Source organism: Vibrio sp. NH-UV-68 (assembly GCF_042940635.1).
GTDB classification, from domain to species: Bacteria; Pseudomonadota; Gammaproteobacteria; order Enterobacterales; family Vibrionaceae; genus Vibrio; species Vibrio pacinii.
On record NZ_CP134975.1, the window covers coordinates 2361654 to 2378922 of the forward strand.

At 46.9% G+C, this 17269-nt stretch carries 16 protein-coding genes; 15 read left to right on the forward strand and 1 reads right to left on the reverse strand.

What is annotated here, in order from left to right; genetic code table 11:
• The first annotated feature begins 64 nt into the window (after window positions 1-64).
• From miaB to lnt, 5 genes are all read left to right on the forward strand, one after another.
• The gene (gene miaB / locus ViNHUV68_RS10780; protein WP_038175494.1) at window positions 65-1489 is read left to right on the forward strand and encodes a tRNA (N6-isopentenyl adenosine(37)-C2)-methylthiotransferase MiaB; all 1425 of its coding nucleotides are present in this window, start codon (window positions 65-67) and stop codon (window positions 1487-1489) included.
• Window positions 1490-1583: 94 nt separating this feature from the next.
• A complete protein-coding gene (locus ViNHUV68_RS10785; protein WP_038175493.1) occupies window positions 1584-2690 on the forward strand; it encodes a PhoH family protein in 1107 nt (368 codons plus the stop codon).
• Window positions 2690-3154, forward strand: a complete 465-nt coding sequence (gene ybeY / locus ViNHUV68_RS10790; protein ID WP_038175492.1) for an rRNA maturation RNase YbeY — start codon at window positions 2690-2692, stop codon at window positions 3152-3154. The genes ViNHUV68_RS10785 and ybeY overlap by 1 nt, the downstream gene beginning before the upstream one ends.
• A gap of 103 nt (window positions 3155-3257) precedes the next feature.
• Window positions 3258-4157, forward strand: coding sequence for a CNNM family magnesium/cobalt transport protein CorC (corC, locus tag ViNHUV68_RS10795; RefSeq protein WP_038175491.1), 900 nt, complete (start codon window positions 3258-3260; stop codon window positions 4155-4157).
• A gap of 35 nt (window positions 4158-4192) precedes the next feature.
• On the forward strand, window positions 4193-5701 hold the full coding sequence (gene lnt, locus ViNHUV68_RS10800) for an apolipoprotein N-acyltransferase (RefSeq protein WP_391088070.1): 1509 nt from the start codon (window positions 4193-4195) through the stop codon (window positions 5699-5701).
• 69 nt (window positions 5702-5770) lie between these two features.
• On the opposite strand, the gene ViNHUV68_RS10805 is transcribed toward lnt, so the two are convergent.
• Window positions 5771-6241, reverse strand: coding sequence for a zinc ribbon-containing protein (locus ViNHUV68_RS10805; RefSeq protein WP_038175489.1), 471 nt, complete (start codon window positions 6239-6241; stop codon window positions 5771-5773).
• Window positions 6242-6431: 190 nt separating this feature from the next.
• On the opposite strand from ViNHUV68_RS10805, the gene leuS reads away from it, so the two are divergent.
• The 10 genes from leuS (at window position 6432) to ybeD (ending at window position 17141) form a co-directional block, all read left to right on the forward strand.
• Window positions 6432-9008, forward strand: a complete 2577-nt coding sequence (gene leuS / locus ViNHUV68_RS10810) for a leucine--tRNA ligase (protein ID WP_391088073.1) — start codon at window positions 6432-6434, stop codon at window positions 9006-9008.
• A gap of 130 nt (window positions 9009-9138) precedes the next feature.
• Window positions 9139-9792, forward strand: a complete 654-nt coding sequence (lptE, locus tag ViNHUV68_RS10815) for an LPS assembly lipoprotein LptE (RefSeq protein ID WP_391088076.1) — start codon at window positions 9139-9141, stop codon at window positions 9790-9792.
• Window positions 9793-9797: 5 nt separating this feature from the next.
• The gene (holA, locus tag ViNHUV68_RS10820) at window positions 9798-10811 is read left to right on the forward strand and encodes a DNA polymerase III subunit delta (protein WP_391088079.1); all 1014 of its coding nucleotides are present in this window, start codon (window positions 9798-9800) and stop codon (window positions 10809-10811) included.
• Between the two features lie 103 nt (window positions 10812-10914).
• Window positions 10915-11193: a ribosome silencing factor gene (rsfS, locus tag ViNHUV68_RS10825; RefSeq protein WP_391090313.1), complete on the forward strand. Its 279-nt coding sequence runs from the start codon at window positions 10915-10917 to the stop codon at window positions 11191-11193.
• Between the two features lie 2 nt (window positions 11194-11195).
• Entirely contained in the window at window positions 11196-11666 is a 471-nt protein-coding gene (rlmH, locus tag ViNHUV68_RS10830) for a 23S rRNA (pseudouridine(1915)-N(3))-methyltransferase RlmH (RefSeq protein ID WP_038175484.1), read from the forward strand.
• Between the two features lie 6 nt (window positions 11667-11672).
• Complete coding sequence (gene mrdA / locus ViNHUV68_RS10835) at window positions 11673-13553, forward strand: penicillin-binding protein 2 (protein ID WP_391088082.1); 1881 nt, start codon at window positions 11673-11675, stop codon at window positions 13551-13553.
• A 2-nt stretch (window positions 13554-13555) separates the two neighbouring features.
• A complete protein-coding gene (gene rodA, locus ViNHUV68_RS10840) occupies window positions 13556-14677 on the forward strand; it encodes a rod shape-determining protein RodA (RefSeq protein ID WP_038175482.1) in 1122 nt (373 codons plus the stop codon).
• Window positions 14678-15454, forward strand: a complete 777-nt coding sequence (locus ViNHUV68_RS10845; protein ID WP_391088085.1) for a septal ring lytic transglycosylase RlpA family protein — start codon at window positions 14678-14680, stop codon at window positions 15452-15454.
• Window positions 15455-15544: 90 nt separating this feature from the next.
• Window positions 15545-16723 carry a serine hydrolase gene (locus ViNHUV68_RS10850; RefSeq protein ID WP_038175480.1) on the forward strand — a complete coding sequence of 393 codons (1179 nt, stop codon included), beginning with the start codon at window positions 15545-15547 and terminating at the stop codon, window positions 16721-16723.
• A gap of 139 nt (window positions 16724-16862) precedes the next feature.
• A complete protein-coding gene (gene ybeD, locus ViNHUV68_RS10855; protein WP_038175479.1) occupies window positions 16863-17141 on the forward strand; it encodes a DUF493 family protein YbeD in 279 nt (92 codons plus the stop codon).
• Window positions 17142-17269: the final 128 nt, after the last annotated feature.

Sequence of the window (17269 nt, forward strand, 5' to 3'; positions counted from 1 at the left end):
AGATGGATAATTGTCACACTGGGCAATTTGCTCCCTTAATTTAAACTAACGATCGAGCGAAAACATGAGTAAGAAACTGCTAATTAAAACCTGGGGCTGCCAGATGAACGAATACGATTCATCAAAAATGGCGGATCTACTGAACGCGGCTAACGGCTATGAGCTGACAGAAAAACCAGAAGAGGCAGATGTACTCCTGCTCAACACCTGTTCTATTCGTGAAAAAGCGCAAGAAAAGGTGTTTCACCAACTTGGTCGTTGGAAAACACTCAAAGACAAAAAAGAAGGCGTTGTTATCGGTGTTGGCGGTTGTGTTGCCACTCAAGAAGGCGACCATATACGTGAACGCGCGCCCTTTGTTGATGTTATTTTTGGTCCACAAACCCTGCACCGTCTACCAGAAATGATTAAGCAGTCGCAAAGCAATCATGCGCCTGTAATGGATATTTCTTTCCCTGAGATCGAAAAATTCGACAGTTTGCCCGAACCACGCGCCGAAGGCGCAACCGCATTTGTGTCGATTATGGAAGGCTGCTCTAAGTACTGTACTTACTGTGTGGTTCCATATACACGTGGTGAAGAAGTCAGCCGTCCAATGGATGATGTCCTGTTTGAAATCGCCCAACTGGCTGAACAAGGTGTGCGTGAAGTTAACCTGTTGGGTCAAAACGTTAACGCTTTCCGTGGTCCAACTCACGATGGCGAGATCTGCTCTTTTGCTGAGCTACTTCGTTTGGTGGCGTCTATCGATGGTATCGACCGTATTCGTTTCACCACCAGCCACCCGCTCGAATTTACTGACGACATCATTGCCGTTTACGAAGACACGCCTGAACTGGTTAGCTTCCTCCACTTACCCGTACAAAGTGGCAGTGACCGTATTTTAACCATGATGAAGCGTCCACATACCGCGATTGAGTACAAGTCGATTATTCGTAAGCTACGTAAAGCGCGTCCTGACATTCAAATCAGCTCAGACTTTATCGTTGCCTTCCCTGGTGAAACAGATAAAGACTTCCAAGACACAATGAAGCTGATTAAAGACGTTGATTTCGATATGAGCTTTAGCTTTATCTTCTCACCACGCCCAGGTACGCCGGCTGCTGATTACCCGTGTGATCTGTCCGAAGAAGTGAAGAAACAGCGCTTGTACGAACTGCAACAAACCGTCAACAGCCAAGCGATGCGTTACTCACGCCTGATGTTGGGTACCGAGCAGCGTGTACTGGTCGAAGGTCCATCGAAAAAGAATCTAATGGAGCTTCGCGCACGTACAGAGAATAACCGCGTGGTGAACTTTGAAGGCAGTGCTGATCTCATCGGCCAGTTTGTCGATGTTAAGGTCACCGATGTTTTTGCTAACTCGTTGCGTGGTGAACTGATTCGTACTGAAAAAGATATGGATCTACGCAGCATCATTTCCCCAACGCAAATGATCGCGAAAACGAAACGTCAAGATGAGCTCGGTGTGGCGACTTTTACGCCGTAAGCTTGAAATTATCTCTGTAAGTAACCATCTTAGAGAGGTAGATAAGCCATTGGCAGTCCGGTCTCAATCGGACTGCCACAAATGAGAGGCAACTTTGAGCACTAAAATTATTACGCTAGAGATTAATCTAGAACCTTCAGATAACCGCCGTCTTGCCAGCTTGTGCGGTCCTTTCGACGACAATATTAAACACCTTGAGCGCAGGCTCGGTGTTGAAATCAGCTACCGAGGCAACTTTTTTACTATTGTAGGAAAGCCTCATACCAGTGCTGCTGCATTGGAAATTATCCAAACGCTTTACGTTAATACCTCGCCTGTTCGTGGCAATATCCCAGATATTGAACCCGATGAGATCCACCTAGCGATTAAACAGACCGGTGTACTTGAGCAAAACCTTGAGTCCAATATCGAGCATGGTAAAGAAGTCTTCATTAAGACCAAAAAGGGCGTGATCAAACCCCGCACACCAAATCAAGCTCAATACTTGGTCAACATGGTAACTCATGACATTTCGTTTGGTATTGGCCCAGCAGGGACAGGTAAGACTTACTTAGCCGTTGCAGCGGCGGTAGATGCACTGGAGCGCCAAGAAATTCGTCGTATTTTGCTAACCCGACCTGCGGTTGAAGCTGGCGAAAAACTCGGTTTTTTACCCGGCGATTTGAGCCAAAAAGTGGACCCATATCTGCGCCCACTTTACGACGCTCTGTTTGAAATGCTCGGCTTCGAAAAGGTCGAGAAGTTGATTGAGCGCAACGTGATTGAAGTTGCACCTTTGGCCTACATGCGCGGCCGGACGCTCAATGATGCGTTCATTATTCTCGATGAGAGCCAAAATACCACGGTGGAACAAATGAAGATGTTCCTGACCCGTATTGGTTTTAACTCGCGCGCAGTAATCACCGGTGACATTACTCAGATTGACTTACCACGCGGCGCAAAATCGGGCCTTCGCCATGCTATTGAAGTACTAAGCGAAGTCGATGATATTAGCTTTAACTTCTTCCAAGCCGACGACGTTGTTCGTCACCCAGTGGTCGCGCGCATCGTCAACGCTTATGAAAAATGGGAAGCGCAAGATCAAAAAGAGCGTAAAGAGTTTGAGAAGAAACGTCGCGAAGAGCGCGAAGTTCAACTGATTGAAACAGCTAAAGCGGAACTGACCAAACAAGTTCAAGCAGAAGTGACTGAAGGTAAATAATGAGCATTCAACTCGATCTACAGTTTGCGGTTGAAAATGAAAACGGGCTTCCGACTGAGCACGATTTTCAAACTTGGCTCGATAAAACGATCATTCCGTTCCAGCAGCAAGCGGAACTGACCATTCGTATTGTCGATGAGCAAGAGAGCCATCAGCTAAATCATGACTATCGTGGTAAAGATAAGTCAACTAACGTGCTGTCTTTTCCCTTCGAAGCCCCTCCGGGTATCGAGCTTGATTTGTTGGGTGACTTGATTGTTTGTCGTCAAGTGGTTGAACGTGAAGCTATCGAACAAAATAAACCTCTTATGGCGCACTGGGCGCATATGGTTGTACATGGTAGCTTGCATCTGCTAGGTTATGATCATATCGACGATGACGAAGCCGAAGAGATGGAGTCACTCGAAACAGAAATTATGCAAAGCATGGGGTTCAATGACCCATACATTGCAGAAAAAGAGTAACGTTGATCGCCAGGGTAAAACGCGTTTTCGCAGTTTGCCCTCACCATTAACGTCACTAATGTGTGCTATCACACTTCTGATAGCGTTACTAGTTTGAGAAACAATGAACGAAGACAATTCGCCCTCTTCTCTAGAAGGTAAGAAAGAAAAATCTGAAGGTCCGAGTAGAAAGTCCTTCTTCGGACGCCTGGGTCAATTATTCCAAGGTGAACCTAAAGATCGCCAAGAGCTCGTCGATGCCATTCGCGACTCGGAAGAAAATGACCTAATCGACCATGACACTCGAGATATGCTTGAAGGTGTGATGGAGATTTCTGAAATGCGTGTGCGCGACATTATGTTGCCGCGTTCGCAAATGGTTACCGTCGATCGAAGTGACGATTTAGACACTTTGATTAACCTTATCACAGGGGCTCAGCACTCACGCTACCCAGTGATCAGCGAAGACAAAGACCATGTAGAAGGCATTCTGCTTGCGAAGGACTTACTTAAATACTTAGGCTCAGACAGTGAACCTTTCAATATTGAGCAGGTCATACGTCCTGCCGTCGTTGTTCCTGAGAGCAAACGCGTCGATCGTCTGCTTAAAGAATTCCGCCAAGAGCGTTACCACATGGCTATTGTGGTCGATGAGTTTGGTGGCGTATCAGGGCTGGTGACCATTGAAGATATCCTCGAAGAAATTGTTGGGGAAATTGAAGATGAGTTCGATGACGAGGAAGAACTCGACATCCGTAAGTTAAGCAAACACACCTTTGCGGTGAAAGCGCTAACCACGATCGAAGAGTTTAACGATACCTTTGGTACCTCTTTTAGTGATGAAGAAGTCGATACCATCGGCGGCATGGTCATGACCGCTCTGGGTCACTTGCCATCGCGTGGTGAAGTGGTCGGCATTGACGGCTACAACTTCAAAGTAACTGCCGCCGATAACCGCCGCGTGGTTCAATTGCAAGTTACCATACCAGACGAAGAGTCAGCTTTAAACGCAGTTGGCGAGTAACGCAACGCTCCTTGTGGAGAATCAAGATAAGTCCGATGATAAGTACACTATTTCATCGCCTAAAACGGCCGCTCGCGGCCGTTTTTGTTGGCGCTTTAACCACCCTTGCCTTCGCGCCCTATCAAATTTGGCCGCTGGCAATAGTCTCTCCGACACTTTTGCTGCTACTGATCCACAAGCAAAGCCCAAAGCAGTCACTGGCGATTGGTTACGCTTGGGGGATAGGTCAGTTCGCGACTGGCATTAGCTGGGTCCACGTTAGCATAGATAGCTTTGGCGGCATGCCCAAGATTGCCAGTGCGCTACTTATGGCGCTACTGGTCGGTTATTTAGCCATCTACAGCGCATTGTTTAGCTGGAGTTTAAACCGTTTTTTCCCGCAATCTAGACGTTCACGTTTACTGCTTGCTGCACCTGCATTGTGGCTTATTTTTGATTGGCTACGCGGCTGGGTAATGACTGGGTTCCCTTGGCTATGGCTCGGCTACAGCCAGATTGATAGCCCACTCGCTCACTTTGCACCGCTTGCCGGTGTTGAGTTAATCACGCTGTTATTGATCATCTGCAGTGGCGCTATCAGCTACGCCGTACTGCACCGAAAGTGGTCAACACTGGTTGTTCCTGCGGTCATCTTATTGTCTGGCTTTGCACTCCAATCGGCCCAATGGGTAAGCCCACGAGACAGCGAACCAACCAAAGTCGCCCTTATCCAAGGCAATATCGCGCAAGAGCTCAAGTGGCAGCCTAGCCAACGCTGGCCAACCATAATGAAATATACCGATCTGACCCGAGACAACTGGGACGCGGATATTATCATCTGGCCTGAAGCGGCCATTCCAGCGTTTGAGTTTGAGATATCGTCGTATCTCAACAACCTAGATTCCGCGGCAGCAATGAATCACAGCACGATTATCACTGGTATCGTCAATCAAGGTGACAATAAAAAGTTCTATAACAGCATCTTGACCTTAGGGAAAAAGCCGCAGTTAGGTTACCAGTATGATATGGAACAGCGCTACCACAAGCACCACCTATTGCCATTTGGTGAGTTTGTCCCATTTGAAAGTGTACTGCGCCCTATCGCGCCCTTTTTCAACTTACCCATGTCCTCTTTTACGCCAGGTGACTTCATTCAGCCTAATATAGATGCCAACGGCAAACAGCTTGCACCGGCTTTATGTTACGAAATCATTTTTAATGAACAGGTAAGACAAAATATTACTGATGAGACTGACTTTATCCTTACCCTATCGAATGACGCGTGGTTTGGCCGCTCTATCGGGCCGTTGCAACATATGGAAATCGCGCGAATGCGAGCGCTAGAATTGGGTAAACCGGTAATACGCGCAACCAATAATGGTATTACCGCTGTCACAGACTACAAAGGTCATATCATTGCCAAGGTGCCTCAATTTGAGACTGCGGTACTGCGCGCAGAAATACCGTCAATGCAAGGCGACACACCTTATCGACATTTGGGCACCTGGCCTATTTATCTGTGGGTCGTATTGAGCTTGATCGCCGGATGGCGCTTGAAAGACTAACCAGTAAAAGATTAAGGGTTGATGGATAACATCAACCCTTGGTTTTTATCTTACAGCTAGAGCGTGCTGTTACGGCTTGAGTGGCTGGCGGCTAAAGCCCTTACAACCGCATTTAATGCAGGGAATGATCACTGTCGGATGGTTATACTGGGTTTTATGACCACAATCGTCACAAACTAACACACCAAGACCAATCACTTCACCAACTTGGTAGAGCCCTTGATGCTCTAAATCTTCAAATAACTCGACCCACTCGACTTTCGTTCTATCGGTAATTTCAAGTAGCCCTTGCCAGATAGAGTCAGCGATCATCAGATAAAATGGCCCGCTTTTAGATTGTTGATAGTTGTCGGCAAACTCTTTTAAATCGGATTTAACGTACGCCGACACCAGTGAAAGCTCATCTTTAGATAAATCATTGGCCGCCTTTGCCACTTGCCCCGATTTCTCGAGCACATGATTGATTTCTTCGGGACTGTGTTTCAATGTTTCAACCACATCCTCAAGCATCTCTTCATAACCTGCTTTTCGTTTTGGCATAGCGGACCTCCATGATGAATGACACCAACCTGTTCATAATCACACCTCAGGTGCTCACTCAAGGCAGAGTTAAGACGATGTGACTATGGATTGACTATTGTTGTGCACCTTTCCTTTAGGTATTCTATGACGATCTATTAATGTCTGTTCTAACCGAACTCACAAATTCCAAGATAACCGGATATCATCGATGCAAGAACAATATAACCCGCAAGATATTGAACAGAAAGTTCAACAGCACTGGGATAACAACAAAACGTTTGTTGTCAGTGAAGACCCAAACAAAGAAAAATTCTACTGTCTGTCTATGTTCCCATACCCAAGTGGCCGACTGCACATGGGTCACGTGCGTAACTATACTATCGGTGATGTGGTATCTCGTTTTCAGCGTCTGCAAGGTAAAAATGTCATGCAGCCTATCGGTTGGGACGCATTTGGTCTACCAGCAGAAAATGCAGCAGTAAAAAATAATACCGCTCCTGCGCCATGGACTTACGAAAATATTGAGTACATGAAAAACCAGCTTAAACTGCTCGGTTTTGGCTACGACTGGAATCGTGAGTTTGCGACCTGTACGCCTGAGTACTACCGTTGGGAACAAGAATTTTTCACTAAGCTTTACAACAAAGGCCTAGTGTATAAAAAGACCTCATCGGTAAACTGGTGTCCAAATGACCAAACGGTATTGGCCAATGAACAAGTAGAAGATGGTTGTTGCTGGCGTTGTGACACTAAAGTCGAACAGAAAGAGATCCCACAGTGGTTTATTAAGATCACTGAATACGCACAAGAATTGCTTGATGATCTTGATAATCTTGATGGTTGGCCAGAAATGGTTAAAACCATGCAGCGCAACTGGATTGGCCGCTCTGAAGGGGTCGAGCTGCGATTTGCCTTGAAGGACGGTGAAGCAGATCTAGAAGTGTACACCACGCGTCCAGACACTCTTATGGGAGTGACTTACGTAGGTATCGCCGCAGGTCACCCACTTGCTGCCATTGCTGCTGAAAATAACCCTGAGCTTGCCACATTCATCGATGAGTGTAAGAACAGCAAAGTCGCTGAAGCTGAACTGGCAACAATGGAGAAGAAAGGTATGGCGACTGGCCTTACTGCTATTCACCCATTGAACGGCCGTGAGGTTCCTATTTACGTAGCCAACTTTGTTCTGATGGATTATGGCACAGGCGCAGTCATGGCGGTCCCAGCTCACGATCAACGTGATTACGAGTTTGCGACTAAGTACGGCATCGATATCATCCCAGTCATCAAACCTGAAGACGGTTCTGAGCTAGATGTTTCTGAAGCGGCATACACTGAGAAAGGCGTATTGTTCGATTCTGGTGAATTCGATGGCCTTGCGTTCCAAGAAGCGTTCAACGCAATTGCAGCAAAGCTTGAAGCTGAAGGCAAAGGTAAGAAGACAGTAAACTTCCGTCTTCGTGACTGGGGTGTTTCTCGTCAACGTTACTGGGGTGCCCCAATCCCAATGGTCACGACTGAAGACGGTGAAGTTCACCCAGTACCAGCAGACCAACTCCCCGTAATTCTTCCTGAAGACGTGGTCATGGACGGCGTAACCAGCCCGATCAAAGCGGACAAAGAGTGGGCAAAGACCACCTTTAACGGTGAGCCAGCTCTGCGTGAAACGGATACGTTCGATACCTTTATGGAATCATCTTGGTACTACGCTCGTTACTGTTCACCACAAGCTGACGACATTCTAGACCCAGAAAAAGCCAACTACTGGCTACCGGTTGACCAATACGTTGGTGGTATCGAGCACGCTTGTATGCACCTGCTTTACTCGCGTTTCTTCCACAAGCTTCTACGTGATGCAGGTTATGTCACCTCTGACGAACCATTCAAGCAGCTACTATGTCAAGGCATGGTTCTAGCTGATGCGTTTTATCACACCAATGAGAAGGGCACCAAAGAGTGGGTTGCTCCAACTGATGTGACGATTGAACGTGATGGTAAAGGTCGTATCGAAAAAGCTGTCGACAACCAAGGTCGCGAAGTTGAGCACTCAGGCATGATCAAAATGTCTAAGTCTAAGAACAACGGTATCGACCCACAAGAGATGGTAGACAAGTACGGTGCAGATACCGTTCGTCTATTTATGATGTTTGCCTCACCTGCAGACATGACACTTGAGTGGCAAGAGTCTGGTGTTGAAGGTGCAAACCGCTTCCTTAAGCGTGTTTGGAAACTGGTTCACGCTCACTCGTCTAAAGGAGCTGCTGAATCGGTTGATGCTTCTTCTCTATCTGGCGATCAAAAAGCACTTCGTCGTGATATCCACAAGACTATCGCCAAAGTAACGGATGATATCGGCCGTCGCCAAACGTTCAACACCGCCATCGCTGCAATCATGGAACTGATGAACAAACTGGCGAAAGCACCTCAAGAATCTGTACAAGATCGTGCAATCCTTGATGAAGCGATAAAAGCTGTAGTTCGCATGCTTTACCCAATGACTCCGCACATCTGTTACGAAATGTGGATTGCTCTTGGTGAATCAAACGTTGACTCAGCAACATGGCCAACGTTTGACGAGAAAGCCCTAATTGAAGACGAAAAGACTATTGTTGTCATGATCAACGGTAAGCTACGTGCGAAACTAACCGTTGCTGCTGACGCGACAGAAGAGCAAGTTCGTGAGCTTGGCCTGAACGACGAGAATGCTAAGAAGTTCCTAGATGGCTTAACTATCCGTAAAGTTATCTTCGTACCTGGCAAGCTTCTGAACATCGTGGCGAACTAATCATCGCTCACTAACGTTAAAGCAGGGCGCACTGCCCTGCTTTACTTATCTTAACACTTTAGCTGTCCTGCTCTGCTTGAGGTAGAGTTTTAAGATAAGTATTCCAATAATCATCGAGAGCCATCAAACTATGTTCCCTCTACGAGTAAGAGCACTATTTACTACACATTTAATCAAAATGACCACCCTCGTTCTCGCAGCCTCTTTGTTGTCGGCTTGTGGCTTTCATCTGCGTGGTGATTACTCGGTTCCTGATGAACTTGAGACGATGTCACTGACCAGCTATGACCAATACAGTAGCTTTACCCGCATGATGAAAGGCCAATTACGTATGAGTGAGATTGAGGTTGTGCCACCCGCGGCCAATGTGCCTAACTTGCACTTGATTAGCGAAGGCGTTGGCGAGCGCACCCTGTCTTTATATCAAAATACCCGTGCCGCTGAGAAAGAGTTGACCTTTAGAGCCTCTTACCGCGTGACGCTGCCTGAGCTCGGCGCAAGAACATTCTCAACCAGCGTGACGCGCAGCTATCTCGATAACCCGCTCACCGCACTGGCGAAATCCGTCGAACGTGACATGATCGAAGATGAAATGCGTAAATTGGCCTCAGCGCAAATTATTCGCCAAATGGCGCGTTTAAAAGCCGACATTGAAGCCAACGAAATCCTAGAGTCAGAACAAGAAGTTCAACTTGGCGCAGAAGAAGAGCAATACCAGATCAAGACGCTCTACTCTGATGAGGGTCAGAACTCAACGTCTACTCACACCAATATGAATCAATAACTGTTATGCGAATTTTCGCTGATCGATTGACAGAGCAGCTCAATAAGCGACTCGACCCTATTTACCTGATCTTTGGTAACGAGCCCTTGTTGGTGCAAGAGTCTCGTCAAGCGATACAACAAGCGGCATTGGCGCAAGGGTTTGAAGAGCGCCATCGCTTCGCCGTCGATAGCTCTCTCGACTGGAATCAAGTCTATGACTGTTGCCAGGCGATGAGTCTATTTTCCGCGCGCCAAGTGATTGAGCTTGAATTGCCAGAAAGCGGCGTTAATGCCGCGATTGGTAAAGAGTTGCTCGCCATCGCCTCTGTGTTGCACCCAGACATTCTCTTGTTGGTAATTGGTACTAAGCTGACCAAAGCGCAAGAAAACGCAAAGTGGTTCAAAACGTTAAACCAACATGGTTGCTGGGTCAGTTGCCTAACACCCGACATTCAGCGATTACCACAATTCGTCCAAGCGCGCTGCCGTAAGCTGGGCCTAAAGCCCGACCCTGAAGCGATACAAATGTTGGCGCAGTGGCATGAAGGTAACCTGTTTGCTCTGACTCAAAGCTTAGAAAAACTGGTTCTGCTCTACCCTGACGGTGAGTTGAACTTAGTTCGCTTGGAGCACGCACTAAGTCGCCATAACCATTTCACCGCATTTCATTGGGTCGATGCGCTATTGGCCGGAAAAGCCAAACGCTCACAGCGGATATTAAGACAGCTTGAAGTAGAAGGCGTCGAAGCGGTAATTCTCATTCGAACCTTACAAAAAGAGCTCACCCAGCTGATGAGTATGGCGAGCTTAATGCAAAGTCAGCCAATGGGGCAGATTTTCGAACACTATCGAATTTGGCAATCTAAACGCCCACTTTACTCTGCCGCTTTGCAAAGACTGAATTTATCCAACCTCACAAAGCAACTGCAGTTGTTAGCGCAAGCTGAAGTGACGGTAAAAACGCAATATGAGCGCTCATGCTGGCCATTATTGCACCAGTTAAGCTGCGAGCTATGCTTGCCGTCAGTGCGGATATGAAAAGCGTGCTATACTTCGCCGCCGTAAAAAACAGTCAATCACTCAAAATAACGAGGACAACACCTTGCAACTTGAACAGTTAAACGAATTCTTAATCGACAAAATGGATGATATGAAAGCGCAAGATATCAAAACCATCGATGTGCGAGGTAAATCAAGCATTACTGACTTCATGATTGTCTGTACCGGAACCTCTAAACGTCATGTCGCGTCAATCGCCGAGCATGTGGCCAAAGAGTCAAAATTGATCGGCATCGAACCTCTTGCTATTGATGGTCAAGAGCAAGGCGAATGGGTTGTACTCGACATGGCATCAACCATTGTCCACGTAATGCAAGAAGAGCAACGCGAGCTCTATCAACTTGAGAAGCTTTGGGGCTAATCATGAAGATCCAGCTTATCGCAGTCGGAACCAAGATGCCGAAATGGGTTGAAGAAGGATTCCAAGAGTATCGTCGCCGTTTTCCACATGATATGCCACTTGAGCTGGTGGAAATAAGCGCTGGGAAACGTGGCAAAAATGCCGACATTGCAAGAATTCTGCAAAAAGAAGGCGAAGCGATGCTGGCTGCCGTGCCAAAAGGCAACCGAATTGTTACTCTCGACATCCCGGGGAAAAAGTGGGATACCCCACAACTGGCAGAGCAATTAGAAAGCTGGAAACTCGACGCCAGAGATGTCTCTATTTTGATTGGCGGGCCAGAAGGATTGTCACCAGCTTGTAAAGCCGCGGCTGATCAAAGCTGGTCTTTATCTGCGCTAACACTGCCTCATCCTTTGGTGCGTATTGTCATGGCAGAGAGTCTTTATCGAGCGTGGAGCATTACTGCCAACCACCCATACCATCGAGAATAAACGTAGATGTTAAGGAAGCGTACCCAATTTAGGGATTACCATGAAGAAGCGCGATTATTTAAAAATCGGGCTGTTTTTGCTTTCATCGGTATTGTCGCCATGGTTGGTGTACTGATCACTAACCTCTACAACATTCAGATCAATCAATACCAAGACTATAAAACCCGCTCGAACGACAATCGAATTAAAGTGGTGCCCATTGCGCCAAACCGCGGCCTGATCTATGACCGAAATGGCAAACTACTCGCCGAGAACCGACCGGTTTTTAGCCTAGATATTATTCCAGAAAAAGTTAAAGACATGGATGACACCATCCAGCGTTTGCAACAATTTCTCACCATTACTCCAGAACAAGTTGAGCGTTTCAATAAAGAACGTCACCAGACACGTCGTTTTAAATCGGTGCCGATCCTCACTCAGTTAACTCAAGAGCAAGCGGCTAAGTTTTCTGTTCAGCAACACAATTTTCCGGGCGTTGCGATTAACGCGGCCTTAAAACGCCATTACCCATACAATGAAGTCCTTACCCATGTTATTGGCTACGTATCACGCATTAATGACCGTGATATTGAGCGACTGGTCCGTGAAGAGAAAGACGCGAACTATCAAGCCACGCGCGATATCGGCAAACTCGGCATTGAGCGCTATTACGAAGATATGTTGCATGGCACTGCAGGCTATCAAGAAGTCGAGGTGAACAGTCGTGGCCGTATTATCCGCACGCTAAAGTATGTTCCTCCCGTGCCGGGTAAAGATATCGTGCTAAATCTCGATATTGATTTACAACTTTACGTGCATAAAATGCTAGACGGACGCCGCGGTGGCGCGGTTGTGCTCGATCCTCATGATAACGGTGTCTTAGCCATGGTCTCTAGTCCAAGCTACGATCCGAACTCTTTTGTTCATGGTATCTCAAGTAAAGCTTACAACGCGCTACTGAATGATAAAAACCGCCCTTTGGTTAACCGCGCGACTCTGGGGATCTACCCACCCGCTTCGACCATTAAACCTTTTATCGCCGTCTCCGCACTGCAAGAAGGTGTGGTGACACCGTATACCACTCGCAACGACCCTGGCTACTGGAAGATCCCGAATTCAAAAACCAAACCTTTCCGAGATTGGCGACGTTGGGGACACGGTAGAGTCAACATCGTGCAGTCGATTGAAGAGTCAGTCGACACCTTCTTCTATCAAATCGCTTATGATATGGGCATCGATCGAATTTCAAGTTGGATGATGCTGTTCGGATTTGGCGACTACACTGGCATCGACATCTACGAAGAGAGTAAAGCGAATATGCCAACTCGTGACTGGAAAATGTCACGTCACCGGACTCCGTGGTACCAAGGCGACACGATTCCTGTCGGTATTGGCCAAGGTTATTGGACCGCAACCCCGATGCAAATAGCCAAAGCAACATCAGTACTGGTCAAACGTGGTGAAGTGGTCGCTCCGCATTTATTGCGCGCAACCATCAATAATGGCGACCAATTTGACAATCAACAACTGTCTGAGGTGGTAAGCTACCCGCCAATTACTGGCGTTAAAGAGCGCTATTGGGATATGGCACTCGAAGGCATGCGTTTGGTTAACCACGGTAAGAAAGGCACCGCGCGACGAGCGTTTTATAAAACACCGTACATGAGTGGTGGTAAATCAGGAACGGCGCAAGTTTTCGGCCTCGCTGAAGACGAAGAATATAATGCTGACGAAATCGCCGAACACTTACGCGATCATGCCCTCTTTACTGGTTTTGCGCCATTTGACGATCCTAAACTTATCGTCACCATCGTACTTGAAAATGCTGGTGGCGGCTCAGTCAACGGTGCTCCTGTGGCACGACAAATTTTTGATCACGTGTTAGTCGAACAAGACGAGGCAAACTAACCATGGATTTAAACCCAGCAACTGGTCAAAACCGCGCCATGTTTGAGCGTTTTCATATTGATCTGCCATTGCTACTCGGTATTTTGGTTTTGATGGGGTTCGGCCTTGTGGTGATGTACAGCGCCAGCGGCCAAAGCTTAGTCATGATGGACAGACAAGCAATGCGCATGGCTCTCTCTCTCGGCATTATGCTGCTGCTTGCACAAATTCCACCCCGTACTTACGAAGCCCTCGCCCCCTTAATGTTTGTCGGTGGCGTGGTATTACTGCTCGGGGTGCTGTTCTTTGGTGAAGCGTCAAAAGGTGCGCAGCGCTGGCTCAACTTGGGTTTTGTCCGCTTTCAACCATCAGAACTGCTTAAACTGGCGGTGCCCTTAATGGTTGCTCGATATATCGGTAAGCGTCCACTCCCCCCCTCACTACAAACGCTAGTGATGTCATTAGTGATGGTGTTTGTACCAACGATTTTAATTGCCAAACAACCCGATTTGGGCACCTCTATCTTAATTGCAGCTTCAGGTATCTTTGTTATCTTCTTAGCAGGGATAAGTTGGAAGATCATCTTCGCTGCGGTGTGCGGTGTCGGGGCTTTCTTGCCTGTGTTGTGGTTTTTCTTAATGCGTGAGTACCAGAAAGTAAGGGTACGAACGCTGTTCAACCCCGAATCCGATCCACTCGGCGCAGGTTATCACATCATTCAAAGTAAGATTGCGATTGGTTCCGGAGGCGTATCAGGCAAAGGTTGGTTACAAGGGACTCAGTCTCAGCTCGAATTTCTTCCTGAGCGCCATACCGATTTCATTTTTGCTGTGATTGCCGAGGAATGGGGCATGATAGGTATCTTACTGCTGCTCAGTCTTTACCTCTTTATTATTGGTCGTGGTTTGATGCTGGCCAGTAAAGCACAAACCGCATTTGGGCGCATGATGGCAGGCAGCATCGTACTGAGCTTCTTCGTTTACGTATTCGTCAATATTGGCATGGTCAGTGGCATCTTGCCCGTGGTAGGTGTACCGCTACCGCTGATCAGTTATGGTGGCACCTCGATGGTGACCTTGATGGCTGGTTTTGGCATCTTAATGTCCATCCACACTCATAGAAAAGCGTTCTCAAAGGCAATTTAAATGACTCATAAGCCCCTTATCGCCGCGGCGATTGTTCTATTGACCGCGCTCGCGGGTTGTTCATCATCGAGTCGCTACAGCATTGATAACGATGTCGCTCCCGATGCGCCGATCAATGTCGACCATATCGAAGATGCCACACCACAATATGAGTCGTACAGTTTAGGGGGCAATAGTGATTATACCCTACGTGGTCAGCGCTATAAGATCATCAAGCAGCCCAAAGGGTTTAAACAACAGGGCACGGCCTCTTGGTACGGTAAAAAGTTTCACGGCCACCTGACCTCCAATGGTGAAATTTATGATATGTATTCGATGACAGCCGCGCATAAAGAACTGCCGATTCCAAGCTATGTAAAAGTGACGAACCAAGATAATGGAAAAACCGCCATCGTAAGGGTCAATGACCGTGGTCCGTTCCACCAAGGGCGCATCATTGATCTGAGTTATGCGGCGGCCATTAAGCTAGATGTCATCCGCACTGGTACCGCCAATGTGAGTATTGAAGTGATTAGCGTTGATAAACCCTCTCAACCTCGCAGCAATAAATCACACCATCAATACGTGGTACAAGTTGCTTCATCACAGCATAAAGACCGCGTTGAAACTTTAGCGCAAGATCTGAGTCAAAAGCTTGCAGTCAAAAGCTATGTTGGTTCTTCAGACAACTTACATCGCGTTTTTTTAGGCCCTTTCAGCGACTATATGTTGACTCAAAAAGCGCTTGAACAAGTGAAAGCGCTCGGTTATACCAGTGCTTTTGTTAAATCTCGTTAGTCTTCAATCCAGTGTTTCCCTTGAGCAACACTGATTTGAGTGATTGATTCTGTTAAGATATGGACAGTTAAAGATAATTCTGTAGTGACTATGAAAAAAACAACGCTAATTAAAACCGCCTTTGCATCTTCTATTGCACTTTCTGCAACGTTCGCATCGAGTGCTTTCGCATCACCTATTGTGGTTCCTGATGCTCCTCAAATCGCGGCAAAAGGCTATGTACTGATGGACTTCCATTCAGGCAAAGTGCTCGCAGAAAAAGAGATGAATACTAAGCTCTCACCAGCGAGTTTGACCAAGATGATGACTAGCTACGTCATTGGCCAAGAACTTGAGCGCGGTAATATTTCACTGCAAGACGATGTGACCATCAGTAAAAATGCCTGGGCGAAAAACTTCCCTGACTCGTCGAAAATGTTCATCGAAGTGGGTACCACCGTAAAAGTGGACGAGCTCAACCGCGGCATTATCATTCAATCAGGTAACGATGCTTGTGTTGCGATGGCAGAGCACATTGCCGGTTCAGAAGATGCCTTTGTCGATCTGATGAATGCTTGGGCCGACACCATCGGCATGAAAGATACTAATTTTGCCAACGTCCACGGTTTAGACAATCCAAACCTGTACTCGACCCCTTATGATATGGCACTGCTTGGTAGCGCGTTGATTCGTGATGTACCCGATGAGTATCGCATCTACTCTGAAAAGAAATACACTTACAACGGCATCACCCAATATAACCGTAACGGCTTGCTTTGGGATAAGAGCATGAACGTTGACGGCATCAAAACGGGCCATACCAGCAACGCCGGCTATAGTTTAGTCAGCTCAGCGACCGAAGGTAAAATGCGCTTAGTTGCGGTTGTGATGGGTACACGCGATGCCAACGCGCGTAAATCGGAAAGTAAAAAGCTGCTTAGCTATGGCTTTCGCTTCTTCGAAACTGTTGCGCCACACAAAGCAGGCGAAACCTTTGTTGAAGAAAAAATCTGGATGGGCAATAAAGACACCGTCGCGCTTGGTTTAGATCAAGACACATACGTAACCCTTCCACGCGGCCAGGCGAAAAGCTTGCAAGCGAGCTTTATCCTTGAAAAAGAGCTTGAAGCCCCAATAATGAAAGGTGACGTAGTTGGTAAGCTATACTACCAACTAGAAGGTGATGACATTGCTGAGTACCCTCTTCTTGCTCTTGAAGATGTCGAGCAAGGTAGCCTATTTAGCCGCCTGTGGGATTACATTGTAATGCTAGTTAAGAGCTTCTTGTAATTCATACAGTTAGTTTATAAAGAGCCGCCTAGTGCGGCTTTTTTCATTTAACCCCCTATCGTGGTAGCTTGAGATCCTTGTCAATTGGCAGTACTATTTCGCGCTGATAACGACGATTTTCTAAACTTGGAGTTCCAAAATGCTGAACATTAACTCAGATGCAAAACTGAAAGACCTGCTTGAGTTCCCTTGTTCTTTCACATACAAGGTCATGGGCCACGCGAAGCCAGAACTGCCAGAAAAGGTTCTAGCAGTGATTCAACGCCATGCTCCAGGTGATTACAGTCCTTCAGTCAAACCAAGTGCGAAAGGTAACTATCACTCAGTCTCAATCAACATCACAGCGATATCGATTGAACAGGTAGAAATTCTGTATAAAGAACTGGGTGAAATCGACATTGTGCGCATGGTTCTATAATTTAATTTGATTTAATCAAAATTTTTTGAAAGCAGCGCGAGCTGCTTTCTTTTTATAGATCAAATAGATAAAAAGACGACAAAGACTCTAAGGTTAAAAATGTGTTGCTGAGATATAGAGCCTTATCC